Source organism: Hoeflea sp. IMCC20628, from assembly GCF_001011155.1.
Taxonomy (GTDB): Bacteria; Pseudomonadota; Alphaproteobacteria; order Rhizobiales; family Rhizobiaceae; genus Hoeflea.
The window spans coordinates 4,446,394-4,467,124 of the sequence record NZ_CP011479.1 but is presented as its reverse complement, the minus strand read 5'-3'; the positions used below and the strand labels follow the sequence as shown (position 1 = coordinate 4,467,124).

Sequence of the window (20,731 nt, the reverse complement as noted above, 5' to 3'; positions counted from 1 at the left end):
GGCGTTGTCGGAGAATGTTAATGGCCAATCGGATTTCTCCGTAAGATGGTTATCCCCTATATGCCAAAATCATTCCCGAATTCTGTCCCGCGTTTGGCCATTGTGGACAAACCCCGAGGTTATCCCTTGCAATCTGGAGGTCGGGACCCTTACCTCGAGCCTGTCCCCGGTTATCAACACCCCTCGGAGAATAATGTGGAGCAGAGCAAAAATTACTTCCATCTGCATCTGATATCGGACTCTACGGGAGAGACTCTGATGGCCGCCGGTCGTGCTGCGGCCGCGCAGTTCCAGGGCGCGCAGGCACTTGAGCATGTCTATCCACTGATTCGCACCCGCAAGCAGTTGTTTGCAGTACTCGACGCCATAGATGGTGCGCCGGGGATTGTGCTCTACACCATAGTCGACGCCGAGCTCTCCTCGATCATCGAACTGAAATGCCGCGACATGGGACTTCCAAGCGTCTCGGTGCTCGAGCCGGTCATCAATGTGTTCCAGTCCTATCTCGGCGCTCCGTCACGTCGCCGCGTCGGGGCGCAACACGCCATGGGCGAAGAGTATTTCAAGCGAATCGACGCGCTGAATTTTACGCTTGATCACGACGACGGCCAGTTGCCCGCAGATTTTGACGAAGCCGATCTGGTAATCCTCGGCATCAGCCGCACATCGAAAACCCCGACAAGCATCTACATTGCCAATCGCGGCATCAAGACCGCGAATATACCGATCGTGCATGGAGTGCCGCTTCCCGATGGCCTGGTTACAGCAACAAAACCCCTTGTGGTGGGCCTCATTGCCTCTGTAGATCGAATCGCCCAGGTTCGCCGCAACCGGGTTTTGGGTTCGACCACCGGTTACCAGGGGGAGCATTACACTGATCGCGCGCTGATCAGCGAAGAGCTGAAATATGCCCGGTCGCTTTGCGAACGCCACGGTTGGCCGGTAATTGACGTAACCCGCCGTTCCATCGAAGAGACCTCAGCGGCAATCCTTGCCTTGCGTCCCAAGTGGCGCTAACCCGGTCGAAAGCCAGCCCCCTTGTTTAAGGAGATGCCCATGCCGCCGCGCCTTGTGCTTGCATCCGCCAGCCCTTTCCGCAGAGCTTTGCTTGAAAATGCCGGCCTGACATTTGAGATCGAGCCGGCTCAGATCGATGAGCGCGTTATTGAACAGACGCTCGATGGTTTGACCGCTGAAGATGTCGCCTCTGTGCTTGCCGAGGCCAAGGCGCAGGACGTTTCGGGGCGCAATTCTGGCGCACTTGTCATCGGCTCGGATCAGACCCTGTCGCTTGATGGAGAAATCTTTCACAAGACCGGTACCATGGAGGAAGCACGACGGCGGCTGTTGCAGTTGTCAGGCCGAACCCACCATCTAAACAGTGCCATTGTCCTGGCCCAGGATGGCGAGACCATATGGCGGCATGTTTCCGTGGCGGGCATGACCATGCGGAATCTCGATCCGGGTTTCATTGGCCGGCATTTGTCCAATGTCGGCGATCGGGCTCTTTCCTCGGTTGGTGCTTACCAGTTTGAAGGCGAAGGTATTCAGCTGTTTCAGCGGTTTGAGGGTGACTACTTCACCATAATCGGATTGCCGATGCTGCCGCTGTTGGCCAAACTCCGGGAGTTGCAGGCCATTGATGGATAAAGACATCCAGAATTCGTCGCGCGCTTTTGTCATCGGTCATCCGATTGGCCATTCCCGGTCACCGATGATTCATCGCTATTGGCTCAACCAGGCTGGCCTGACCGGCAGTTACGACCCGGTAGACGTTGCGCCGGAAGATCTGCCGACGTTTTTCCGTGCGCTGAAAGACAGATCTTCCGGGTTTACCGGCGGCAATGTCACTGTTCCGCACAAGGAAGCCATCATTACTCTCGTTGACGAGATTGATGAAACCGCTCGGCTGATCGGCGCTGCCAATACGGTGTGGCTCGAGGATGGTCGGTTGATGGCGACAAACACCGATTCTCTCGGCTTTGCCGCCAATCTGGACGAAACAGCAGCAGGTTGGGATCACGGCAAAAGGGCGATTGTTCTTGGAGCCGGCGGCGCCAGTCGCGCGGTTGTCCATGCCTTGCTGGCGCGCGGCTTTGATGAGGTCAGCGTTGTCAATCGCACGGCATCCCGCGCCAGCACTTTGGCTGAACGCTTTGGCCCGTGCGTCTCAGCGCATGGCTTGGAAAATCTTGCAGACGTGATCAAAGGCGCGAATCTCTTCGTCAACACCACGACGCTCGGGATGGCAGGGACCGAGGTTCCACCAATCGATTTCACCACCATGGCATCGGATGCGCTGGTCACCGATATTGTCTATATCCCCTTGGAAACGCCAATATTGGCAATGGCCAAGCATCAGGGCGTGGCTACAACTGACGGTCTTGGCATGCTGTTGCATCAGGCAGCGCCCGGATTTCAGAAATGGTTCGGGGTCAAACCGGTGGTTACGCCCGAATTGCGGCAGTTGATAATTTCAGACATGGAAGCGCACTGATGATCGTCATCGGCCTGACAGGCTCTATCGGCATGGGAAAATCTACCACCTCGGAGATGTTCCGAGCACTTGGCGTGCCGGTGATCAGCGCCGACGAGATTGTGCATGAGCTCTATCGCGGCGAGGCAGCGCCCTTGATCGATCAGGCATTTCCTGGGACCGCGTCCGACGGCGTCGTCAACCGGGAAATCCTGTCGAAAAAACTGATGGCCGCCCCCGCTGATTTCACCCGCCTGGAGGCGATCATTCATCCGCTGGTGCGGGCGCGTGAGAAAAGCTTCATCGAAGAGGCGCGCGCCGACGGTGAACCGATGGTGCTGGTGGATATTCCTCTGCTGTTTGAAACCGGAGCCGAAAACCGGGTTGATGTCATCGTCGTTGTCAGCTGCGCGCCGGAGATCCAGCGCCAGCGGGTACTGGACCGTCCGGGGATGACGTTGGAGAAATTCGAAGCTATCCTGGCGCGGCAGGTTCCTGATGCTGAAAAACGCGCACGCGCCGATCATGTGATTGATACCGGTGGCGGACTGGAGGCGGCACGCCAGCAGGTCGCCGAGATCGTCGCAAAGCTGACCGAATCCTCGAAGAAGGGCCTATAGAATGCGCGAGATTGTCTTCGATACGGAAACCACCGGACTGAGCAACCAGACCGACCGAATCATCGAAATCGGCTGCATCGAGCTCGAAAACCAGTTTCCCACCGGACGGACATTGCATCTGTTCATCAATCCCGATGGCTGCAAGGTTCATCCCGATGCGCTCGCGATACACGGCATTACCGATGCGTTTCTCGCCGACAAACCGGTGTTCAGCGCCGTGGCGCAGCAAATCGCCGAATTTTTTGAGGGCGCGCACTATGTTGCGCACAACGCCAGTTTCGACATGGGATTTCTCAACGCCGAATACACCCGGATTGGCCGCCCCGCTATCTCGCCAGATCTGGTGATCGATACCCTTTCACTTGCCCGCAGGCGCCATCCGATGGGGCCCAACAGCCTTGATGCCCTGTGCCGGCGCTACGGCATCGACAATTCCCATCGCAACAAGCACGGGGCGCTTCTCGATGCGGAATTGCTGACCGATGTCTATATCGAGATGAATGGCGGCCGCCAGGCAGCACTCGGACTGTCGACTGATGAGGTTGTCTCTGTCGAACGGGACGCTGATGAAGAGGTTGTCGAAATCGGCGAGCGGTTGCGACCGTTGCCACCGCGCCTGAGTGCCGTCGAGCTTGAAGCGCATGCAAAACTGATTGCCCGGATCGGCGGCGACGCCCTGTGGAACAAGGCCTGACACGGCAACAGCACGATCTGCGCTTCACCGGATCAGCAGCGTCTAATCCCTGAAATGCAAAAAGCCGCCCGTGGGCGGCCTTTCACAAATTATCGACAGTGCCGGTCTCAGTTGACCTAATTGGTGGCAACCTGTGCCTTGGTGTTTTCTTCAGCCATGCGCTGCTGGAACATCTGTGCAAAATCGATCGGGTCGATCAACAGCGGCGGGAAGCCGCCATTGCGGGTCGCATCGGCGATGATCTGACGGGCAAACGGGAAAAGCATCCGCGGGCATTCGATAAACAGCAGCGGCAACATGTGCTCCTGCGGAAAATTGGCAACCCGGAAGACACCGCCATAGACCAGCTCGACGTTGAAAACGACCGCATCACCGGTTTTGGCAGTGGCATTCATCGTCAGCAGGACGTCAAACTCTGACTCGCTCAACGGATTGGCGTTGACGTTGACGTTGATGCTGATTTCCGGTGCTTTTTCACGCGGGCCAAGTGACTTGGGCGCGCCTGGATTTTCGAATGACAAATCCTTGATGTACTGGGCCAGAACATTCAGCGAAGGCGCTTCGCCGTTGCCTTTGACGTCAGTCGCTGCCGCATCACCTTTTGGGGTCGTATCTTTTGCCATGTGGCTCTTCCCTGTTTTCATCCGCCGAGGCGGTTATCCTGAAAATTGTTCGGGCATGGGCTAGCATTTCGCCACCGGGCTTACAACCCGTTTGCGCTGCCACCGTCTTTGCGATCGGCCTTGGGCAGGCTGCTGCGATCCCCAGACCACGGCGATGCCGGATCGTTTGTGCGCTTGAATTCATCCTCATTGAGGTCGACCACACCGTCCCTGCTAGCGCCACCTGAATGAGCACCCGCGCCCGGATTGCCTGGGCCGGCGGTTGACCCGCCCATGGTTTGCACCACCACCCGATCTTTAACCAGGCGCCACACGATATCCCGAATTGAGGGGACGAACAGCAGGAACCCCAGAGAATCGGTGACGAATCCCGGCGTCAGCAACAACACACCCGCAACCAGGATCATCACGCCATGAACCAGTTCGCGACCTGGAACGCGATTGGCGCGAACCTCCGCGTTGATCCTGTTGAACAGCCCCACTCCCTGCCACCGAAGCAGAAAGCTGCCGATGATCGCAGTCAGAAGAACCATGCCCAGCGTTGCCCAGACGCCGATCTGGCCGCCGATCACGACAAAGGCCGCGATTTCGGCCAGCGGTATGGCGAGCAATAGAAAAGGAATCAGGGAAAAGCGCATGGTGAAGACTGTCCGCGGTGAAAAAGCGCCTGCATTTAGCAGGAAGCAGGAAATAGAATGGCCTGACCCTTTGATTGATCGGCCCAAGGGCATTATATGCATCCTGATTGATGATGTAACCGAAAGAAGGCGGGAATGGGTTCCTTTGATTTTGTGACGTTCTTCTTTTTTGTGGCGGCGGTGATCATATTCATTCAGCTTCGGTCGGTGCTTGGCAAGCGGACAGGGCACGAAGCCCCGCCGCGTGACCAGGCGCCGGCGGTCGAGGGTCTGGACGACCCCAAGGTTGTCACGCTTCCGCGCCGCGGCCGGGAAAGCGCCGAGCCGGACATGTTTGTGGCGGTTGACGCCTATGCCGAACCAGGCAGCGAACTCAACAAGGGTTTGCGCGAGGTGGTTTCGGCTGATTCGTCCTTTGATCCCAAGGAGTTTGTTGGCGGTGCCACCATGGCCTATGAGATGATCGTGTCAGCCTATGCCGATGGTGACCGGAAAACCCTGAAGGGATTGTTGTCTCGTGACGTCTATGACGGCTTCGTTGCCGCAATCGATGAGCGCGAGGCCAATGGCGAAACGGTTCGATCGAATTTCGTCGGCATTGAAAAATCCAGTATTATCCAGGCCGAGATGAAAGGTACGGAAGCCAACATCACGCTTCGGATCATGAGTCAGCTGATATCGGCAACTTTGGACAAGGATGGCGAGGTCATAGAAGGTGATCTGGTTGAAGTGACGGACGTCAATGATGTCTGGACATTTTCCCGCGATACGCGCTCGCGCGACCCTAACTGGCGTCTGATTGCGACGGAAGCCGATCAGTAATGGGGTTGTCGCTTCGGCGAGAGGATTTCTCCACACTTCCCGGCTGGGCGGATGATGCGCCCGGCCCAGCTTTTACGGCTTTCCGGCGCTCGGCAGACCATGCCATGCGCCGTGGGCCCTATCGCACCGGGTCACTCGGTCTCAGTCATGCCGATTTTCTGCCGTCCTATGCTGCGGCCCTGGCTCGGGAGCTAGTTGAATCCGGCTATCTATCGGATTCGGAAGCGCGAGCTTTCTTTGAAACCTGGTTCCGCCCGGTGGCCATCTGTCACGCCGATGAAGAGGGATTCGTAACCGGCTATTATGAGCCTGAGGTCAGGGTCGGGTACCAGGCTGAATCCGGCTACAGATATCCGTTTCTGCGCAAACCGGGAAATCTCAACAAGGTTGCCGATCCGGAAAATCCACCGCCGGGGATCCCGGCTGGATATGCTTTCATGATCAAGGATGATGGCGGACCAAGGTGCTGTCCGGATCGGGCAGCCATTGAGAACGGTGCATTTGATGATCAGAATCTCGAGATCGCCTGGGCGGAAAGCCGGGTCGATGTCTTCTTCGCCCATGTGCAAGGCTGCGCCCGGCTTCAGTTTCCCGATGGGCAGGTCAGTCGGATTACCTATGCCGGCAAAAGCGGGCATCCCTTTACCGGCATAGGTCAGCTTTTGGTCGAGCGCGGCGAGGTTGCCGCCGACAAAATATCCATGGCCGCCATAAGGGATTGGCTTGCCGCCGATCCGGAACGGGCAGACCGCTTGATGCAGGAAAACCGGTCCTACATTTTTTTTCACGAAGCAGCCGTTGATGATGATCGCCTGGGACCGGTGGCAGCTGCCAAAGTTCCGCTGGAGCCCGGCCGTTCGCTTGCAGTGGACCGTCATATCCACAGCTTCGGGACCCCGATATTTGTATCCGCGCCTGAGTTGAAAGACTTTGATGAACCGCGGCCTTTTGCGCGTCTGATGATTGCCCAGGATACCGGAACCGCTATCGTCGGGCCGGTCCGTGGAGATTTGTTTGCCGGCTCCGGTCCTGTCGCTGGTGCCACCGCCGGATCAATAAAAGCCAAAGCGGAATTTGTGGTTCTTGCTCCAGTGGGATCGGAGATTGCACGGCGGGCAGGTCATGAGTAACGGCAAAGCCAAACTCAGCCATGAAGACCGGATCATCTGGGCGCAGGTGGCCCGTACGGTTGAAGCTTTTCCAGGCAAGCAAGTGGAAGTCGATGACTGGTTTACGCTGGATACACCAGCAACACCGCAGCCTGCGCCGGACAAGCCGGTCAAGCGCCCGCAATCAATCCCCGGCCCCAATCCGCCCGCCAAACCCAAGCCGCATCCGATTGAAAAGCCTGTGGTGCGCAAACTGGCGCGCGGAAAGCTGCCGATCGATGGGCGTATCGATCTTCATGGCCTCACCCAGAGCGAAGCCCATAATTTGCTGTTCGGGTTTCTTGCCCGCGCCCATGAGCGTGGTCTCAGGCATGTTCTTGTCATTACTGGCAAGGGCACTTCGCGAGGCGGCGAGGGGGTTCTCAAGCGCGTGGTGCCGGATTGGCTGACAAAGCCCGAGTTCCGGTTTCTCATTTCGGGGTATGAAGATGCAGCGCGCGGCCATGGCGGCGAAGGCGCGCTGTATATAAGGTTACGCCGTGAGAAGGGGAGGCCAGGATGACACCGTTCGGGGAAGCGCTGCGGCGCCTGCGCGCCGAGCGCGGCGTGACCCAACGCCAGATGGCCACAGCCATGGGTGTCTCGCCCGCCTATCTGTCAGCGCTTGAACATGGCAACCGCTCCGAACCAAGCTGGGAGTTTATCCAGCGCGCCATCGGCTATTTCAACATTATCTGGGACGAAGCCGAGGAATTGCAGATGCTCGGCAGTCTGTCACGGCCAAAGGTCACAATCGACACGTCCGGACTGACGCCCAAGGCCACTGAAATTGCCAACAGGCTGGCTACCGTCATCGCCCGTCTGGACGAGCCGACGCTTGAGGGAATCGGCAATCTGATAGATCAAGCAAAACTTGCCGCCAGCTCCCAGCCGGCAAAAAAGAAGGTTCGGCGGCCTAAAGAAAGACAGTCACAGCAAAATTGATGACTGGGTGACCAGCAATGCGGTTGCGATCAGCGCTTTATGATGGCGCGGAGCTCGTCTTCATGGTCATTGACCAGCCAGCCATAGTAATTTTCACGCGGCAGCACCGGTTTCAGACCGCGCTTTTTGCGTTTCGCGTTTTCCTCGGCCAGTTCCCGCGCCCGGCGTGCAGGGTTGCCGACATTGTACAAGGTCGCTGTCAGTCCGGGATTGCCGGAAATATCGAAGCCGGCGATGTCGCGGTAATTATCAATTGATTCGGCAATCGACGCGGCCATGTAGGCCAATGTCGAATCCGGCTCCATAATGGCGTTGTACACCTTCGAGGCGTTGCCGGCGCTGAGCTTTCTCAGTCTTGAAACCTTGCTGACCCGGTCGGTATGGATCAGAGCGGTGAGGGGATTGAGCTGGCCAAGCCCGAAAGTCTGTCCAGCGTAGAATGGCTGGAAGAACACAGCACCAAATCTGTCATTGGGGAAGGCAACGCCCGCCACCTTCTTGCCGCGGAAGACTGTCTCCCAGACGTCTTCACGGCAGGTCCAAAGCTTCGCCGAATCCGAATTTTCATCGCAATCGTCAAATTCCGGCCGCTTGACGAAGTCGACCACGCTTTCGCCGTCATGCTCAAAACGGAAGCTCTCACCGGCATAGGAGATCGCCTTGATATAATAGGTTTGCAGCCGGTCATAGGCATCGACATTGTAGGTATGTTCGCCGACGAGTGCGCCGACGATGTGGATCGGATCGATCTTGTAGAGTTTCGAGACACTGACGATCTTTCGCCTCAGCTTGCTGTCATCAGCAATCAGGTCGCGGATCTTTTCGTATTTTTCGTCGAAGCTGGATTTTGTCGCCTTGGTGCGCCGCTTCGATGCGCCCGGAATATCGGGCTGCGTGGCGCTGCGATTTCCTGCAGGCACCAGTTCGGCAGAAAGGCTGTCGGGAACCTGCGTCAAGCTCATGGTGAGCGCGATCGAGATCGCCATCACGGTTTTGAGCTTGCTGCAGGCCACAATCATGATCTTCTCCATTGCGTCAGCGGATCCAGGGCCCGATAGGGAGCGCAGCCTGTTTCCGTGTGACGCACCACCTCGAAATTGCCGTTTACAGGATAAACCGCGACAGGTCGGTATTCTGCGCAAGGTCGCCAACATGCTCCCGGACATAGTCCGAATCTATCGTGATTGTCGAGCCCGGCTTGTCCGGCGCAGTGAAAGAAATCTCGTCGAGAACGCGTTCCATCACCGTCTGCAAACGCCGCGCTCCGATATTTTCAATGCTCGAATTCAGATGCACTGCAACTTCCGCCAAAGCGTCGATTGCGTCTTCAGTGAAGTCCAGCGTCAGATCTTCGGTGGCCATCAAGGCCACATATTGCTTGATCAGACTGGCTTCGGTTTCGGTCAGGATACGGCGGAAATCATCTTTGCCCAGCGCGCGCAATTCAACCCGGATCGGCAAACGGCCCTGCAATTCGGGCAACAGGTCCGATGGTTTGGAGATGTGGAACGCGCCAGACGCGATAAACAGAATGTGATCGGTTTTCACCGGTCCGTATTTTGTCGCCACCGTCGTGCCTTCGACCAGTGGCAGCAAATCGCGCTGCACGCCCTCGCGGGAAACGCCAGCACCCATGCCGCCTTCGCGGGAGGCGATCTTGTCGATCTCGTCGATAAAGACAATTCCATCATCCTGCGCGGATTTCACTGCTTCCTGGTGGATCTGCTCCATATCGAGAAGCTTGTCGGATTCATCATTGATCAGCGAATCATAGGATTCCTTCACCGTTGTCTTGATCTTGCGGGTGCGTCCGCCCATCGCCTTGCCGAACAAGTCGCCAAGATTGAGAACACCGACATTGGCGCCCTGCATACCCGGAAGCTCGAATTGCGGCATGCCGGCAGAAGTCTCGGCCACCTCGATCTCGATTTCCTTGTCGTCAAGCTGTCCGTCGCGCAGCTTTTTGCGAAACGAATCCCGGGTCGCCGGCGATGCCGTGGTGCCAACCAGCGCGTCGAGTACTCGTTCTTCGGCATTGAGTCGCGCCTTGGCTTCGACTTCTCCACGTTTGCGCTCGCGCACAATCGTGATGCCCACTTCCACCAGATCGCGGATGATCTGTTCAACGTCGCGGCCGACATAGCCGACTTCGGTGAACTTGGTTGCCTCGACCTTGATGAACGGCGCACCTGCCAGCCGCGCCAGACGTCGGGAAATCTCGGTCTTGCCGACGCCGGTCGGTCCGATCATCAAAATGTTCTTCGGCATTACTTCTTCGCGCAATGGACCGTCGAGCTGCTGCCGCCGCCAGCGATTCCTCAACGCAATCGCAACTGCGCGCTTGGCGTCGTTCTGGCCGATGATGAACCGGTCGAGCTCGGTTACTGTTTCGCGGGGAGAAAAATTGCTCATGTCGGGATCATGCCTTTATCGGGGGGAGTCTGTCGAGCATCGATGTGGGAAGAAGCGGGCGGATTATCAAGCGTCGGATCCGTTGCCAGCCGGCGCCAAACAGGATTACCACGGCTCCGATGGCGATCAGGATCAGGGCAAAAGGTGGAATGCCAGTGGTGTTTGCGGCGCCATTGATCAGATAATAAATCCCCACCGACCCGAAATAGGCCAGCGTTGGTGCCAGAAGCGAGCGACGGTCGATGGCCAACGCCACCAGCACAAACATCGTCATCATCAGTCCCAACAGGACACTGGCGGTAACGCCTGGCTCGATACGACCCGACAGGACCTCCTGACCGGTTGCCAGAATGAACAGCGGATGCACCAGAAGCGGCGCTGAAACCACATGCAGCCAGAAGGCGCAGTCCGACCATACCGTCTGGCGCTCGCGGTCCCGCAGATCCAGCAGCACCGCCACTGCGAAGATGATCAGGCCGCAAACCAGCGGCATCACCAAGGCGCTGGACAGCACATCCGCCAGTTGATCGGGCGCGGGAGCCGCCGCAGCACCGCTGACCACCTGGTCATGATAGATCAGGACTGTCGCCAAGAATGCCAGACCGGTCGCGGCAATCGCCGTGACCGCCGCCAGCACAGGAACCTTGAAACGCACGAAATAAACCACCGCTGCGGCTATCAGGCCACCACTGAGCGTCAGGCCGATGGGCCAGGCGTCAGCGCGCAGTGCAAACAGCGAAAATGCATTGACCGTTTCGGGAAGATCAAACCGTTCGACAATGAAATCGACAAGCAGCGACAGGATTGCACCACAGAAAATCAGCGCCAGCAGCGTGCTCGACAGGCGCATGCGTTTTTGCCGGGTGACGATTTCTGCGACAATCCAGCTTGCCATGGCCAGGATTGCGGCAAGCAGCATGCTGCTGGGTGATAACACAGCCTGCAGTGCAAACAGTGCTCCGGAAAACAGCAGGACAATGCCGACGGTAACGAAGATATCATTGCCGCCACCGACCAGCCGCATCTGTTCATCGACGGAAAGATCGATGGGTTCCTCAGACATAAGCGCAGCCCGGTCTTCCCCGGCCAGCGCCAAAAGCGCGTCGCGTTGCGTAGCGTTGAGAATGCCGGCGTTGACCGCGCGATCGAGCGTCAAATCGTCAATCATGCAATGGTCTCGCTATCGGTTTTTTGCCAGAGTGAGGCGAAGTCATGACCGGTTCGGCATCCTCGCCGAACGATTCACGTGAAACACTCGACCGCCGGAAGCCGATGCAAGCGGCTTCAGTCAAGATCAAGGGTTTCGATCACGATATTGCCATTGGTGTAGACGCAAATGTCGCCGGCAATTTCCATGGCGCGCCGGGCTATTTCCTCGGCGGTCTTGTCAGTGTCCATCAACGCGCGGGCAGCGGCATAGGCATAATTGCCACCCGACCCGATGGCCATGGTGCCATGTTCGGGCTCGAGCACATCACCATTGCCGGTGATCGCCAGCGTCACGGTCTTGTCCGCAACCAGCATCATGGCTTCCAGCCGTCTGAGATACCGGTCGGTGCGCCAGTCCTTGGCCAGCTCGACGGCGGCCCGGGTCAACTGATCGGGGTATTGTTCGAGCTTGGCTTCCAGCCGTTCCAGCAGCGTGAACGCATCTGCGGTGGCGCCGGCAAATCCGGCAATCACCGAATTGTCCTTGCCGATGCGGCGGACCTTGCGTGCATTACCTTTCATCACGGTCTGTCCCAGGCTGACCTGGCCATCGCCGGCCATGACCACCTGGTTGCCCTTGCGCACCGTGATGATGGTGGTTGCATGCATTGCTCCAAAGGGATTGTGCTCGCCCATGGCGCATCCTTTCCTTCCAGCGGCATGAAGGGCCGCGTTACGACGTGTTTGCTCTATGTAAGCGCACCGCGCCCGATTGCAAATCCAACCCAGTTATCCGCACCCGGCATCAAACTTGCGCGGCAAAGCGGAGACCGAACTGTGACGTCGTACCAAAGCCGTTCTGGATATTTGCTTTGCGGACTGATATTGAGCGCCAAAGCACAGTTCGGAGACCTCTGATGGCCACCCCTGAAAATGCGCGCGCGGCGGCTGTCGCACGCAAGACCAATGAAACCGATATTTCCGTGGCGCTGTCGGTAGACGGCACCGGAGCCGGATCAATTTCGACCGGAATTGGCTTTTTCGACCACATGCTGGAACAATTGGCCCGCCATTCGCTGATCGACATGGACATCAAGGCCAAGGGCGATTTGCACATCGATGACCACCATACGGTCGAAGACACCGGCATCGCCATCGGTCAGGCGCTGGCCAAGGCACTCGGAGATCGCAGAGGCATCTGCCGCTATGCATCGCTGGATCTGGCGATGGACGAGACACTGACACGGGCCGCGATCGATATTTCGGGCCGGCCGTTTCTGGTTTGGGATGTGACCTTCACGTCGCCGAAAATCGGAACCTTTGACACCGAGCTCGTCCGCGAGTTTTTCCAGGCTCTGTCCCAGCATGCCGGCATCACCCTGCATGTGGCCAATCTCTATGGTGCCAACAGTCACCATATCGCCGAGACCTGCTTCAAGGCGGTTGCGCGGGTGATGCGCACTGCATGTGAAGTTGATCCACGGCAGAAAGACCGGATTCCCTCGACCAAGGGATCGCTTGCCTGACTCTGTCCCGGCAAGGATTGATCGGAGAAAATTGTCATGACCGCCTATCTTGTTTTGGCCAGCCCTGGGGCGGAGGCACCTGACGAGCGTTCCGAGGTGATCGCCGACAGCTTTGCGCCGTGGGCTTTCTTTGCGCCGGTGATATGGCTGCTGTTCAACCGGCTGTGGCTCGAAGCTATCGCAGCAGCCCTGGTTCTGATCTCGGCAATCCTGTTGACGGGCGATGCCGGTCAGCTGGTCCTCGGCATGGCGATCAGCCTGGCCCTGTCGCTGATTACGGCGCTGGAAGGCCGCAACTGGCGCGCCTCGGCATTGCAGCGTCGGGGCTGGCGTCTTGTCGATGTTGTTGAAACCGATGATCCCGATACGGCGTTTGACATCCATACGGCCCGTGCCTTGAGCCCGGCAAAGCCACTCGCGCCTGTGCAGGGCCGACCGATTATGCGTCCACTGAAGCTTGGCCGATCCGGCGGCGGTGAGGCGAGTTCCATCGGCATGGTGCCGGTTGAAAGGAATTAGATCGCATGCAGGTTGTCATTGTTGATTACGGATCGGGCAATCTTCGCTCGGCATTGAAGGCATTCGAGCGCGCAGCGCGGGAAGCAGGCGTGTCGGCCGATATCGTTCTGAGCGCGGACGCTGATCATGTCGCCGGCGCCGATCGCGTGGTGCTGCCAGGAGTTGGCGCCTATGCCGATTGCCGAGCAGGGCTTGATGCCATAGACGGCATGGACGCGGCGCTTCGTTATGCGGTCGAGGATAAGGCGCGCCCCTTTCTCGGCATCTGCGTCGGCATGCAGCTGATGTCGACGCGCGGGCTGGAAAAATCCGTGACCAATGGCTTCGACTGGATTTCCGGCGATGTGGTCGAGATCAAGCCTTTGAATCCGGCTTTGAAAATTCCCCAGATCGGCTGGAACACGCTTGATCAGGTGGCTGACCACCCGCTGTTTGACGGCATTCCGACCGGCCCTGACGGTCTGCATGCCTATTTCGTCCACTCCTATCATTTGGCGGCAAACAATCCTGCTGACGTGATTGCCATGACGGATTACGGCGGGCCGGTTACCGCAGCCGTTGCCCATGGCAACAAGGCCGGTACCCAGTTTCACCCGGAAAAAAGCCAGACGCTCGGCCTGGCGCTGATCGCCAATTTCCTCAAATGGAAGCCCTGACATGATCCTGTTTCCCGCCATCGATCTCAAGGACGGCCAGTGCGTCCGGCTCAAGCTGGGCGAAATGGATTCGGCCACGGTCTACAATGAAGACCCGGCAGCACAGGCCCGCGCTTTTGAAGAGCAGGGCTTTGAATGGCTGCATGTGGTTGATCTCAATGGGGCGTTCGAAGGCCAGTCGGTCAATGGCGCAGCAGTCGAGGCGATCCTCAAGGCGACGAAGAACCCGGTGCAGCTGGGCGGTGGCATCCGCACATTGGCGCATATCGAAGCCTGGCTCGACAAGGGTCTGGCCCGGGTGATTCTCGGCACCATCGCGGTGCGCGATCCCGATCTTGTGCGAGAAGCCTGCAAACTGTTTCCGGGAAGGGTCGCTGTCGGCATCGATGCCAAAGGCGGCAAAGTGGCGGTCGAAGGCTGGGCCGAGGCTTCCGAACTCGGCGTGATCGAACTGGCCCGACGCTTTGAAGGCGCCGGCGTCGCGGCCATCATCTACACCGACATTGATCGCGATGGCGTGCTGACGGGCATCAATTGGGAGTCGACCATCGAACTGGCAGAATCCGTGTCGATCCCGGTTATTGCTTCGGGTGGCCTGGCTTCGATTGCCGACATCGTGCGGATGAAAATGCCGGATGCCGCCGGCCTTGAAGGCGCCATATCCGGACGCGCGCTCTATGACGGCCGGATCGATCCATCGGAAGCGTTGGGCATTCTCAACGGTACGCTGGCGGTTGAAGCCGCCAAATTCGAGGAAGCTGACCGCTCATGACCCTGAAATCCCGCGTCATCCCGTGTTTGGACGTAAAGGACGGCCGCGTCGTCAAGGGCGTCAATTTTGTCGATCTGATCGATGCCGGCGACCCGGTGGAGGCTGCCAAGGCCTATGATGCGGCAGGCGCCGACGAGTTGTGCTTTCTTGACATCACCGCCTCATCTGACAACCGCGAAACCATTTTCGATGTCGTCGCTCAGACCGCAGAGCATTGCTTCATGCCGCTCACCGTTGGCGGCGGCGTCCGCACGGTGGCCGATATCCGCAAGCTGCTGCTCTCGGGCGCCGACAAGGTCTCGATCAACTCGGCGGCGGTCAACAATCCTGACTTCGTGGCGGAAGCCGCTGACAAGTTCGGCAACCAGTGCATTGTGGTCTCGATTGATTCCAAGAAGGTCTCGGCACCGGGCGAATCAGACCGTTGGGAGATTTTCACTCATGGCGGCCGCACCCCCACCGGCATCGATGCGGTGGACTTCGCCATTCAGATGGTGGAGCGCGGTGCGGGCGAGTTGCTCCTGACCTCGATGGACAAGGACGGCACCAAATCCGGCTATGACATCGGGCTGACCCGGACCATCGCCGATGCCGTGAGGGTGCCGGTGATCGCCTCGGGCGGGGTCGGAACGCTTGACCATCTGGTTGAGGGAATTCGCGACGGTCATGCCACCGCGGTGCTCGCAGCCTCGATTTTCCATTTTGGAACCTATACGATCCATGAAGCCAAACAGCATATGGCCAGCGCTGGTCTCGACATGCGCATGGTTTGAGCCAACTTTCTTGAGCAAATGCCCCGAAGGGAAACGCCCATCATGACCAGCTTTGATCTTGCCGATCTTGAACGGATCGTCGCCGACCGCGCCTTGGCAGATCCGGGGCAGTCCTGGACGGCTAAGCTGGTCGCAGCCGGGATGCCTAAAGCAGCGAAGAAACTCGGCGAAGAGGCGGTTGAAACGGTTATCGCCTCGCTGTCACAGAGCCGCGGCGAACTGGTCGGTGAATCGGCTGATCTGCTCTATCACCTGCTGGTGGTGCTGAAGATCGCAGATATCCCGCTGGCTGAGGTGATGGCGGAGCTGGAGAGACGGACAACCCAATCGGGCCTTTCCGAAAAAGCCGGACGCGCGGTGGAGTGATCATGGACCAGATGGATATCCAGCCGCGGACGCTTGATCACTTCACCGGCGACGAGTTTTCCCCCTACCGGTTTTTCACCGCTGACAAATGGGCCGAATTTCGCGCCGATACGCCGCTGACCCTGACCGAAGACGAGGTTCGCCGGCTTCGGTCGTTGAATGACCCGGTCGATCTCGATGAAATCCGGCGGATTTACCTGTCGCTGTCACGGCTGTTGTCGGCGCATGTGGAATCGTCGCAATTGCTGTTTGAGCAGCGCAAGCGTTTCCTCAATCTCTCGAATGTGACCAAGACGCCGTTCATCATCGGCATTGCCGGATCGGTGGCGGTGGGGAAATCCACCACCGCCCGCGTGCTGGCCGAGCTTTTGGGGCGTTGGCCTTCCAGTCCGAAAGTCGATCTGGTGACCACGGATGGATTTCTCTATCCGAACGAGGTGCTCAGGCGCGACAATCTGATGGACCGCAAGGGATTTCCCGACAGCTATGATGTCGGAGCGGTGCTGCGGTTCCTCTCCGAGATCAAGGCCGGCCAGCACAATGTGCGGGCGCCGTGCTATTCGCACCTGACCTATGATGTGCTGCCTGGCGAAAACACCTATATCGACCGGCCCGACATTCTGATTTTCGAGGGGATCAACGTGCTGCAGGTGCGGGATCTGCCAGCGGACGGCAAGATTGTCCCCTTCGTCTCCGACTTCTTTGATTTCTCGATCTATATTGACGCCGAGGAGGCTGACATTCATCGCTGGTATGTCGACCGTTTCATGAATTTGAGACAAACGGCTTTCCGCAATCCCGAATCCTTCTTTCACCGCTATGCCGCGATCAAGGAGGAGGCTGCCCGCGCCATTGCGGAAAACCTCTGGGAGAACATCAATTTGAAGAATCTGAAGGAAAATATCCTGCCAACCCGCCCGCGCGCCGACCTGATCCTGCGCAAATCTCCAAACCACCTGATTGAACAGGTGGCGCTTAGGAAGTTGTAGCAACCAACCGGTGTTTCAGATCGGTCCGCAAGCCATGAAATGAGGGCAAAAGCCGGCTGGTTAACTGGAAATTAGAGTTCGCCTGCTAGGTCAGACCCACCTTGGTTTTCGGGGCTTGGACCATGCATAATCCGGATCTAGACGATATCCAAAAGCGATTTTTCCTGTCTCTGGGCGCAATCTGGATTGCCGTTCTCGTTGCCCGACCTTTCACCAAAGTAACGATCAACTACCAGGAATTCTCGGTCAGCATCTTGATGATTTTGCTGATTGCATGCGCCGGCTACGGCCTTGGCCGGCTTGGGTTTGCACTGTTCAGAGCTATATCTGGCCTGATCGCCGGCCTGTTCCTGATCATGCTGCCGATGGTGGCCGCCAACTATATGGCGATGTCATTTAACATGCCACTGGCTGACGATCTTCTGGTCAAAATGGACACGGCAATCGGGTTTGACTGGCATAGCTTCATCGCCTTTGTCGATGCACAGCCCTGGCTCGCCGAAGCGTTCGGCCAGGCCTATCAGTCATTTTTGATCCAGGTTGCGCTTGTTCCTGTGCTGCTGACGCTGTTGGGCTATACACGTCGCGCCCATGCTTTCATGATCGCCTACGGTCTGCTCGCCCTATTGGCTGCTGTGGTGGCGATCTGGTTCCCGGCCTATGGCACCTATACCCATTATGGATATGCCGAGGGGCAGCTTGCCAACATCAACAACTACTTCGGCTACGAGTTTATCCAGCACTTTGAAGCGGTGCGCAGCAGCGAGACTTTCCACGTATCGTCACAGGCCATGTCCGGGATCCTGACATTTCCATCGGTTCATGCCGGTGTGGCCTATCTGCTGATTTGGGCCACTTGGACAAGTGTCTGGCTCCGATATCCATTCCTGCTCATCAACGTGACCATGGCGATTGCGGCTGTGGTGAACGCAAACCACTATTTCATCGATATAGTGGCGAGCATTCCGCTTGCGATTCTGTGCGTGGTGATGGTCAAGCAGATCTTCAGGCTAGGCGGCACATTCGATAAAGCGAGCGACGCTGAGCTTGCACAACTGCCGGGCAGCATGCGTCCAGCCGATCCGAAAATTCTCGGGGCTGGATCAGGCGCCAACCCGTCTCAGTGTTAGGTTGATGCGTCCGCCATCCTTGAGAAGTGTCGATGTTGTCGGGTAAATCCGGTCAACACCATGGAAGGCCAACCGTCCCTCACCGCCCAAAATGACAATATCGCCGCTTTCCAGCCGGAATGATTTGGTCGGCTGGCCGCGTTCGGTCCCTCCGATGCGGAACAGGCAGGCATCGCCCAGCGAAACCGACAATACAGGCGCGGCGAAATCCTGCTCGTCACGGTCCTGGTGGAGGCCCATACGCGCATCAGTGCCGTAAAAATTGACCAGACAGGCTTGTGGAGGGCTGGTTTCCCCGGTCAGGTCAGCCCAGAGCTTGAGCAAGCGGGAGGGAATCGACGGCCACGGCGTGCCGGTGACCGGGTGGCGGTCCTGATAGCGATAGCCATTCTTGTCAGCGACCCAGCCGAGATCGCCGCAATTGGTCATCCGCACGCTAAAGGGTTTGCCGGTTCGCGGCATTTCCGGCCGGTAGAGCGGTGCCTGGCGCACCACGTCGCGGATTTCATCGAGCAAGGCTTCCTGCTCGGAACGATCGAGATGGCCGGGGATGTGACGCACCCCCTTGGGCAGGACAAACATCACCGGCCTTCCCTTGTGTTTCGAGGAAACGTTGAAACGGTTTCCGGTCCGGAAACGGTCCTCAGAAATACATAGAGCATTTCCAAGGCTCTGGTTTGCCCGGAAATGCTCTATGCCAGATCACCGTCTCAGGCAGTTTCGATATCGGGGATGCGCAGCACCTGGCCCGGATAGATCTTGTCGGGATCCGACAGCATCGGCTTGTTGGCTTCAAAGATCACGGTGTATTTGGAGCCTTTGCCCTTGCCATAGGCGGCTTCCGCAACCTTCCAGAGATTGTCACCCTTTTCCACGGTGTGGAAACGCGGTGTCTTGGCAGGTGTAGAGGCCTTGACCAGTGCGGTCATGTCGGCAGATCCGAGCGACAGGCCGGAATCCGGTACAATCACCTTGAGTTCGCCGGCCTCGACCTTGGATATGCCCAAGGTGTTGCCCACCGCGACGATGGCTTTTTCGAAGATCGACTGATCTTCAACCACGCCGGACAGAACGATCTTGTCGCCATCGACTTTGACATCGACCTTGTCGGTGCCAAGACCATGCGAATCAAGTTCCTTCTTCACAGCATCGGCCTCTGGCGAATCTTCATCGCCGCCAATACCGAGTTTCTTTCCTGCCGACTTGATGAAATCAAAAATGCCCATAAATCCTCATCTCCTTAAGTGATTGCCGTCATCACATAAGCATGCGGGTGCCCGACTGCCAACAAAAAGCTGACGTCGATTACTCGTCGGTAACCTTGCCCCGTGCCTTTTTGACGACTGCTCTGCCGGATTTTGCGGCCAGACGGCGCTCCACCGATCCTCGTGTTGGCCTTGTCTTGCGTCTGGGCGGTGGCGGTGGTTCCGAAGCCTGGTCGATCAGTTCGACAAGCCGTGCCCGCGCATCAGCCCGGTTGCGTTCCTGCGTCCGGAACCGGTTTGCCTCTATGATGATGACGCCATCCTTGGAAACACGGCTGCCGCCAAGTTTTATGGCGTTTTTCTTCACCCGCTCGAAAAGGGAAGGCGATTTGCGGATATCAAACCGGAGCTGGACCGCCGTGGCGACCTTGTTGACGTTCTGGCCGCCGGGACCGGAGGCGCGAATAAAGCTCTCGCTGAGCTCCCAGCCGGCTATGATGATTCCGCGCGCCGCATGCAGAGGGTCTGCGCTCATGGCGTGGTCTTCCAGAAAAGCACTTCGTCTTCCGGCTTGCGGCTGATCGCCGGCACTCTGGCACCTTCGGCCGGATGGCCCACGACAAGCAGCACCAGCGGTTTTTCATTGTCCGGCCGGCCGCAGATCTGATTGAGAAACCCCATCGGCGATGGCGTATGGGTCAGCGTCGCCAGCCCGGCCATATGCAGGCTGGTGATCAGAATGCCGATGGCGATGGAGACTGATTCGGGAACATAATAGTGCTTGACCTTTCGGCCTTCGGCATCAGTCCCCCAGCGTTGCGCGAAAATGGCGATAAGCCAGGGCGCGGTCTCCAGGAACGGCTTGTCCGAATCGGTGCCCAGATGTGACAAGGCTTCAAGCCACTCCTCACCGGCCCGGCCCGCATAAAAGGTCCGCTCTTCCTCTTCCGCCGCAAGTCTGATCGCGCGCTTGGTGTCCGGATCGCCAATGGCGACGAAACTCCACGGTTGCTGATTGGCGCCGGAGGGTGCGGTTGCTGCGGCGCGAACCGCAAGCCGGATGATCTCCGGATCAACTGGTTCCGATGAGAAATCCCGCACTGTGCGGCGCCTATTCATCAGCTCAAAGAATTCTTCCGAATGTGCCTGCATCTCTGGCTTGGTAAACCGCAAGGGCGAAAGTTCGACTGTGTCGGCCGTTTTGGCCATGGCGGCTGTCTCCTGCAGCGGATTTGAACCAGCCGAAAATGCGCGACAGGCCCCGTCTG

General features: G+C 58.0%; 28 protein-coding genes. 18 read left to right on the top strand and 10 right to left on the bottom strand.

Features of this window, described 5'->3' with window-relative positions; all coding sequences use genetic code 11:
• The first annotated feature begins 195 nt into the window (after positions 1–195).
• Genes IMCC20628_RS20865 through dnaQ form a run of 5 tightly spaced genes read left to right on the top strand, consistent with a single transcriptional unit; the run spans position 196 to position 3,790 of the window.
• Positions 196–1,017 carry a pyruvate, water dikinase regulatory protein gene (locus tag IMCC20628_RS20865; RefSeq protein WP_047031801.1) on the top strand — a complete coding sequence of 274 codons (822 nt, stop codon included), beginning with the start codon at positions 196–198 and terminating at the stop codon, positions 1,015–1,017.
• A 39-nt stretch (positions 1,018–1,056) separates the two neighbouring features.
• The gene (locus IMCC20628_RS20860; protein WP_047031800.1) at positions 1,057–1,650 is read left to right on the top strand and encodes a Maf-like protein; all 594 of its coding nucleotides are present in this window, start codon (positions 1,057–1,059) and stop codon (positions 1,648–1,650) included.
• Positions 1,643–2,497, top strand: coding sequence for a shikimate dehydrogenase (locus IMCC20628_RS20855; RefSeq protein WP_047031799.1), 855 nt, complete (start codon positions 1,643–1,645; stop codon positions 2,495–2,497). Before IMCC20628_RS20860 ends, IMCC20628_RS20855 begins: the two co-directional genes overlap by 8 nt.
• Complete coding sequence (coaE, locus tag IMCC20628_RS20850) at positions 2,497–3,096, top strand: dephospho-CoA kinase (RefSeq protein WP_047031798.1); 600 nt, start codon at positions 2,497–2,499, stop codon at positions 3,094–3,096. Before IMCC20628_RS20855 ends, coaE begins: the two co-directional genes overlap by 1 nt.
• A gap of 1 nt (position 3,097) precedes the next feature.
• Entirely contained in the window at positions 3,098–3,790 is a 693-nt protein-coding gene (gene dnaQ / locus IMCC20628_RS20845; protein ID WP_047031797.1) for a DNA polymerase III subunit epsilon, read from the top strand.
• A gap of 116 nt (positions 3,791–3,906) precedes the next feature.
• Here dnaQ and secB read toward each other — a convergent pair whose 3' ends face one another.
• Both secB and IMCC20628_RS20835 read right to left on the bottom strand, forming a co-directional pair.
• Entirely contained in the window at positions 3,907–4,413 is a 507-nt protein-coding gene (gene secB / locus IMCC20628_RS20840; RefSeq protein WP_082128263.1) for a protein-export chaperone SecB, read from the bottom strand.
• A gap of 80 nt (positions 4,414–4,493) precedes the next feature.
• Positions 4,494–5,051, bottom strand: a complete 558-nt coding sequence (locus IMCC20628_RS20835; RefSeq protein WP_047031796.1) for an FxsA family protein — start codon at positions 5,049–5,051, stop codon at positions 4,494–4,496.
• On the opposite strand from IMCC20628_RS20835, the gene IMCC20628_RS25490 reads away from it, so the two are divergent.
• From IMCC20628_RS25490 to IMCC20628_RS20815, 5 genes are read left to right on the top strand one after another with little or no spacing between them, the layout of a single operon-like run.
• On the top strand, positions 5,050–5,208 hold the full coding sequence (locus IMCC20628_RS25490; RefSeq protein ID WP_197078355.1) for a hypothetical protein: 159 nt from the start codon (positions 5,050–5,052) through the stop codon (positions 5,206–5,208). The two genes, IMCC20628_RS20835 and IMCC20628_RS25490, sit on opposite strands and share 2 nt — an antisense overlap.
• Positions 5,187–5,873 (top strand): Tim44/TimA family putative adaptor protein, encoded by a 687-nt coding sequence (locus IMCC20628_RS20830; RefSeq protein ID WP_047031795.1) that lies wholly within the window; start codon positions 5,187–5,189, stop codon positions 5,871–5,873. The genes IMCC20628_RS25490 and IMCC20628_RS20830 overlap by 22 nt, the downstream gene beginning before the upstream one ends.
• Positions 5,873–7,003, top strand: coding sequence for an MltA domain-containing protein (locus IMCC20628_RS20825; RefSeq protein WP_047031794.1), 1,131 nt, complete (start codon positions 5,873–5,875; stop codon positions 7,001–7,003). The genes IMCC20628_RS20830 and IMCC20628_RS20825 overlap by 1 nt, the downstream gene beginning before the upstream one ends.
• Positions 6,996–7,544, top strand: a complete 549-nt coding sequence (locus IMCC20628_RS20820) for a Smr/MutS family protein (RefSeq protein WP_047031793.1) — start codon at positions 6,996–6,998, stop codon at positions 7,542–7,544. The genes IMCC20628_RS20825 and IMCC20628_RS20820 overlap by 8 nt, the downstream gene beginning before the upstream one ends.
• Positions 7,541–7,966 (top strand): helix-turn-helix transcriptional regulator, encoded by a 426-nt coding sequence (locus tag IMCC20628_RS20815; RefSeq protein ID WP_047031792.1) that lies wholly within the window; start codon positions 7,541–7,543, stop codon positions 7,964–7,966. Before IMCC20628_RS20820 ends, IMCC20628_RS20815 begins: the two co-directional genes overlap by 4 nt.
• A gap of 29 nt (positions 7,967–7,995) precedes the next feature.
• On the opposite strand, the gene IMCC20628_RS20810 is transcribed toward IMCC20628_RS20815, so the two are convergent.
• The 4 genes from IMCC20628_RS20810 to hslV form a co-directional block, all read right to left on the bottom strand.
• Positions 7,996–8,952 (bottom strand): DUF1402 family protein, encoded by a 957-nt coding sequence (locus IMCC20628_RS20810; protein ID WP_245307969.1) that lies wholly within the window; start codon positions 8,950–8,952, stop codon positions 7,996–7,998.
• Between the two features lie 118 nt (positions 8,953–9,070).
• Positions 9,071–10,378 carry an ATP-dependent protease ATPase subunit HslU gene (hslU, locus tag IMCC20628_RS20805; protein ID WP_047031791.1) on the bottom strand — a complete coding sequence of 436 codons (1,308 nt, stop codon included), beginning with the start codon at positions 10,376–10,378 and terminating at the stop codon, positions 9,071–9,073.
• A 7-nt stretch (positions 10,379–10,385) separates the two neighbouring features.
• Positions 10,386–11,546, bottom strand: a complete 1,161-nt coding sequence (locus IMCC20628_RS20800; RefSeq protein ID WP_047031790.1) for a hypothetical protein — start codon at positions 11,544–11,546, stop codon at positions 10,386–10,388.
• 116 nt (positions 11,547–11,662) lie between these two features.
• Positions 11,663–12,223, bottom strand: coding sequence for an ATP-dependent protease subunit HslV (gene hslV / locus IMCC20628_RS20795; protein WP_047031789.1), 561 nt, complete (start codon positions 12,221–12,223; stop codon positions 11,663–11,665).
• Positions 12,224–12,444: 221 nt separating this feature from the next.
• Between hslV and hisB the strand changes: the two genes are divergently transcribed.
• From hisB to IMCC20628_RS24420, 8 genes are all read left to right on the top strand, one after another.
• Positions 12,445–13,053 carry an imidazoleglycerol-phosphate dehydratase HisB gene (gene hisB / locus IMCC20628_RS20790; RefSeq protein WP_047031788.1) on the top strand — a complete coding sequence of 203 codons (609 nt, stop codon included), beginning with the start codon at positions 12,445–12,447 and terminating at the stop codon, positions 13,051–13,053.
• Between the two features lie 36 nt (positions 13,054–13,089).
• The gene (locus IMCC20628_RS20785; RefSeq protein ID WP_052766576.1) at positions 13,090–13,572 is read left to right on the top strand and encodes a DUF2628 domain-containing protein; all 483 of its coding nucleotides are present in this window, start codon (positions 13,090–13,092) and stop codon (positions 13,570–13,572) included.
• A gap of 5 nt (positions 13,573–13,577) precedes the next feature.
• Positions 13,578–14,228 carry an imidazole glycerol phosphate synthase subunit HisH gene (hisH, locus tag IMCC20628_RS20780; protein ID WP_047031787.1) on the top strand — a complete coding sequence of 217 codons (651 nt, stop codon included), beginning with the start codon at positions 13,578–13,580 and terminating at the stop codon, positions 14,226–14,228.
• A gap of 1 nt (position 14,229) precedes the next feature.
• Positions 14,230–15,000 carry a 1-(5-phosphoribosyl)-5-[(5-phosphoribosylamino)methylideneamino]imidazole-4-carboxamide isomerase gene (gene hisA / locus IMCC20628_RS20775; RefSeq protein ID WP_047031786.1) on the top strand — a complete coding sequence of 257 codons (771 nt, stop codon included), beginning with the start codon at positions 14,230–14,232 and terminating at the stop codon, positions 14,998–15,000.
• Positions 14,997–15,773, top strand: coding sequence for an imidazole glycerol phosphate synthase subunit HisF (hisF, locus tag IMCC20628_RS20770; RefSeq protein ID WP_047031785.1), 777 nt, complete (start codon positions 14,997–14,999; stop codon positions 15,771–15,773). The genes hisA and hisF overlap by 4 nt, the downstream gene beginning before the upstream one ends.
• A 42-nt stretch (positions 15,774–15,815) precedes the next feature.
• A complete protein-coding gene (locus IMCC20628_RS20765) occupies positions 15,816–16,139 on the top strand; it encodes a phosphoribosyl-ATP diphosphatase (RefSeq protein WP_047031784.1) in 324 nt (107 codons plus the stop codon).
• 2 nt (positions 16,140–16,141) lie between these two features.
• On the top strand, positions 16,142–17,128 hold the full coding sequence (coaA, locus tag IMCC20628_RS20760; RefSeq protein WP_047031783.1) for a type I pantothenate kinase: 987 nt from the start codon (positions 16,142–16,144) through the stop codon (positions 17,126–17,128).
• Between the two features lie 122 nt (positions 17,129–17,250).
• Positions 17,251–18,258: a phosphatase PAP2 family protein gene (locus IMCC20628_RS24420; RefSeq protein ID WP_156174601.1), complete on the top strand. Its 1,008-nt coding sequence runs from the start codon at positions 17,251–17,253 to the stop codon at positions 18,256–18,258.
• Here the strand turns inward: IMCC20628_RS24420 and IMCC20628_RS20750 are convergent.
• The 4 genes from IMCC20628_RS20750 to IMCC20628_RS20735 all read right to left on the bottom strand — a co-directional run bounded on the left by IMCC20628_RS20750 (position 18,232) and on the right by IMCC20628_RS20735 (position 20,672).
• Positions 18,232–18,840: an alpha-ketoglutarate-dependent dioxygenase AlkB gene (locus IMCC20628_RS20750; RefSeq protein ID WP_047031782.1), complete on the bottom strand. Its 609-nt coding sequence runs from the start codon at positions 18,838–18,840 to the stop codon at positions 18,232–18,234. The two genes, IMCC20628_RS24420 and IMCC20628_RS20750, sit on opposite strands and share 27 nt — an antisense overlap.
• Positions 18,841–18,968: 128 nt before the next feature.
• Entirely contained in the window at positions 18,969–19,484 is a 516-nt protein-coding gene (gene lysM, locus IMCC20628_RS20745) for a peptidoglycan-binding protein LysM (protein WP_047031781.1), read from the bottom strand.
• Positions 19,485–19,563: 79 nt separating this feature from the next.
• Complete coding sequence (arfB, locus tag IMCC20628_RS20740; RefSeq protein ID WP_047031780.1) at positions 19,564–19,998, bottom strand: alternative ribosome rescue aminoacyl-tRNA hydrolase ArfB; 435 nt, start codon at positions 19,996–19,998, stop codon at positions 19,564–19,566.
• Positions 19,995–20,672 carry a nitroreductase family protein gene (locus IMCC20628_RS20735; RefSeq protein ID WP_047031779.1) on the bottom strand — a complete coding sequence of 226 codons (678 nt, stop codon included), beginning with the start codon at positions 20,670–20,672 and terminating at the stop codon, positions 19,995–19,997. Before IMCC20628_RS20735 ends, arfB begins: the two co-directional genes overlap by 4 nt.
• Positions 20,673–20,731: the final 59 nt, after the last annotated feature.

What these genes read in the sequence shown, in the direction of transcription:
- IMCC20628_RS20860 (WP_047031800.1), top strand. Translation starts at nt 1,057, where the DNA reads ATGCCGCCGCGCCTTGTGCTTGCATCCGCCAGCCCTTTCCGCAGAGCT.
- IMCC20628_RS20855 (WP_047031799.1), top strand. Translation starts at nt 1,643, where the DNA reads ATGGATAAAGACATCCAGAATTCGTCGCGCGCTTTTGTCATCGGTCAT.
- coaE (WP_047031798.1), top strand. Translation starts at nt 2,497, where the DNA reads ATGATCGTCATCGGCCTGACAGGCTCTATCGGCATGGGAAAATCTACC.
- dnaQ (WP_047031797.1), top strand. Translation starts at nt 3,098, where the DNA reads ATGCGCGAGATTGTCTTCGATACGGAAACCACCGGACTGAGCAACCAG.
- secB (WP_082128263.1), bottom strand. Translation starts at nt 4,413, where the DNA reads ATGGCAAAAGATACGACCCCAAAAGGTGATGCGGCAGCGACTGACGTC.
- IMCC20628_RS25490 (WP_197078355.1), top strand. Translation starts at nt 5,050, where the DNA reads ATGGTGAAGACTGTCCGCGGTGAAAAAGCGCCTGCATTTAGCAGGAAG.
- IMCC20628_RS20835 (WP_047031796.1), bottom strand. Translation starts at nt 5,051, where the DNA reads ATGCGCTTTTCCCTGATTCCTTTTCTATTGCTCGCCATACCGCTGGCC.
- IMCC20628_RS20830 (WP_047031795.1), top strand. Translation starts at nt 5,187, where the DNA reads ATGGGTTCCTTTGATTTTGTGACGTTCTTCTTTTTTGTGGCGGCGGTG.
- IMCC20628_RS20825 (WP_047031794.1), top strand. Translation starts at nt 5,873, where the DNA reads ATGGGGTTGTCGCTTCGGCGAGAGGATTTCTCCACACTTCCCGGCTGG.
- IMCC20628_RS20820 (WP_047031793.1), top strand. Translation starts at nt 6,996, where the DNA reads ATGAGTAACGGCAAAGCCAAACTCAGCCATGAAGACCGGATCATCTGG.
- IMCC20628_RS20815 (WP_047031792.1), top strand. Translation starts at nt 7,541, where the DNA reads ATGACACCGTTCGGGGAAGCGCTGCGGCGCCTGCGCGCCGAGCGCGGC.
- IMCC20628_RS20810 (WP_245307969.1), bottom strand. Translation starts at nt 8,952, where the DNA reads ATGGCGATCTCGATCGCGCTCACCATGAGCTTGACGCAGGTTCCCGAC.
- hslU (WP_047031791.1), bottom strand. Translation starts at nt 10,378, where the DNA reads ATGAGCAATTTTTCTCCCCGCGAAACAGTAACCGAGCTCGACCGGTTC.
- IMCC20628_RS20800 (WP_047031790.1), bottom strand. Translation starts at nt 11,546, where the DNA reads ATGATTGACGATTTGACGCTCGATCGCGCGGTCAACGCCGGCATTCTC.
- hslV (WP_047031789.1), bottom strand. Translation starts at nt 12,223, where the DNA reads ATGGGCGAGCACAATCCCTTTGGAGCAATGCATGCAACCACCATCATC.
- hisB (WP_047031788.1), top strand. Translation starts at nt 12,445, where the DNA reads ATGGCCACCCCTGAAAATGCGCGCGCGGCGGCTGTCGCACGCAAGACC.
- IMCC20628_RS20785 (WP_052766576.1), top strand. Translation starts at nt 13,090, where the DNA reads ATGACCGCCTATCTTGTTTTGGCCAGCCCTGGGGCGGAGGCACCTGAC.
- hisH (WP_047031787.1), top strand. Translation starts at nt 13,578, where the DNA reads ATGCAGGTTGTCATTGTTGATTACGGATCGGGCAATCTTCGCTCGGCA.
- hisA (WP_047031786.1), top strand. Translation starts at nt 14,230, where the DNA reads ATGATCCTGTTTCCCGCCATCGATCTCAAGGACGGCCAGTGCGTCCGG.
- hisF (WP_047031785.1), top strand. Translation starts at nt 14,997, where the DNA reads ATGACCCTGAAATCCCGCGTCATCCCGTGTTTGGACGTAAAGGACGGC.
- IMCC20628_RS20765 (WP_047031784.1), top strand. Translation starts at nt 15,816, where the DNA reads ATGACCAGCTTTGATCTTGCCGATCTTGAACGGATCGTCGCCGACCGC.
- coaA (WP_047031783.1), top strand. Translation starts at nt 16,142, where the DNA reads ATGGACCAGATGGATATCCAGCCGCGGACGCTTGATCACTTCACCGGC.
- IMCC20628_RS24420 (WP_156174601.1), top strand. Translation starts at nt 17,251, where the DNA reads ATGCATAATCCGGATCTAGACGATATCCAAAAGCGATTTTTCCTGTCT.
- IMCC20628_RS20750 (WP_047031782.1), bottom strand. Translation starts at nt 18,840, where the DNA reads ATGTTTGTCCTGCCCAAGGGGGTGCGTCACATCCCCGGCCATCTCGAT.
- lysM (WP_047031781.1), bottom strand. Translation starts at nt 19,484, where the DNA reads ATGGGCATTTTTGATTTCATCAAGTCGGCAGGAAAGAAACTCGGTATT.
- arfB (WP_047031780.1), bottom strand. Translation starts at nt 19,998, where the DNA reads ATGAGCGCAGACCCTCTGCATGCGGCGCGCGGAATCATCATAGCCGGC.
- IMCC20628_RS20735 (WP_047031779.1), bottom strand. Translation starts at nt 20,672, where the DNA reads ATGGCCAAAACGGCCGACACAGTCGAACTTTCGCCCTTGCGGTTTACC.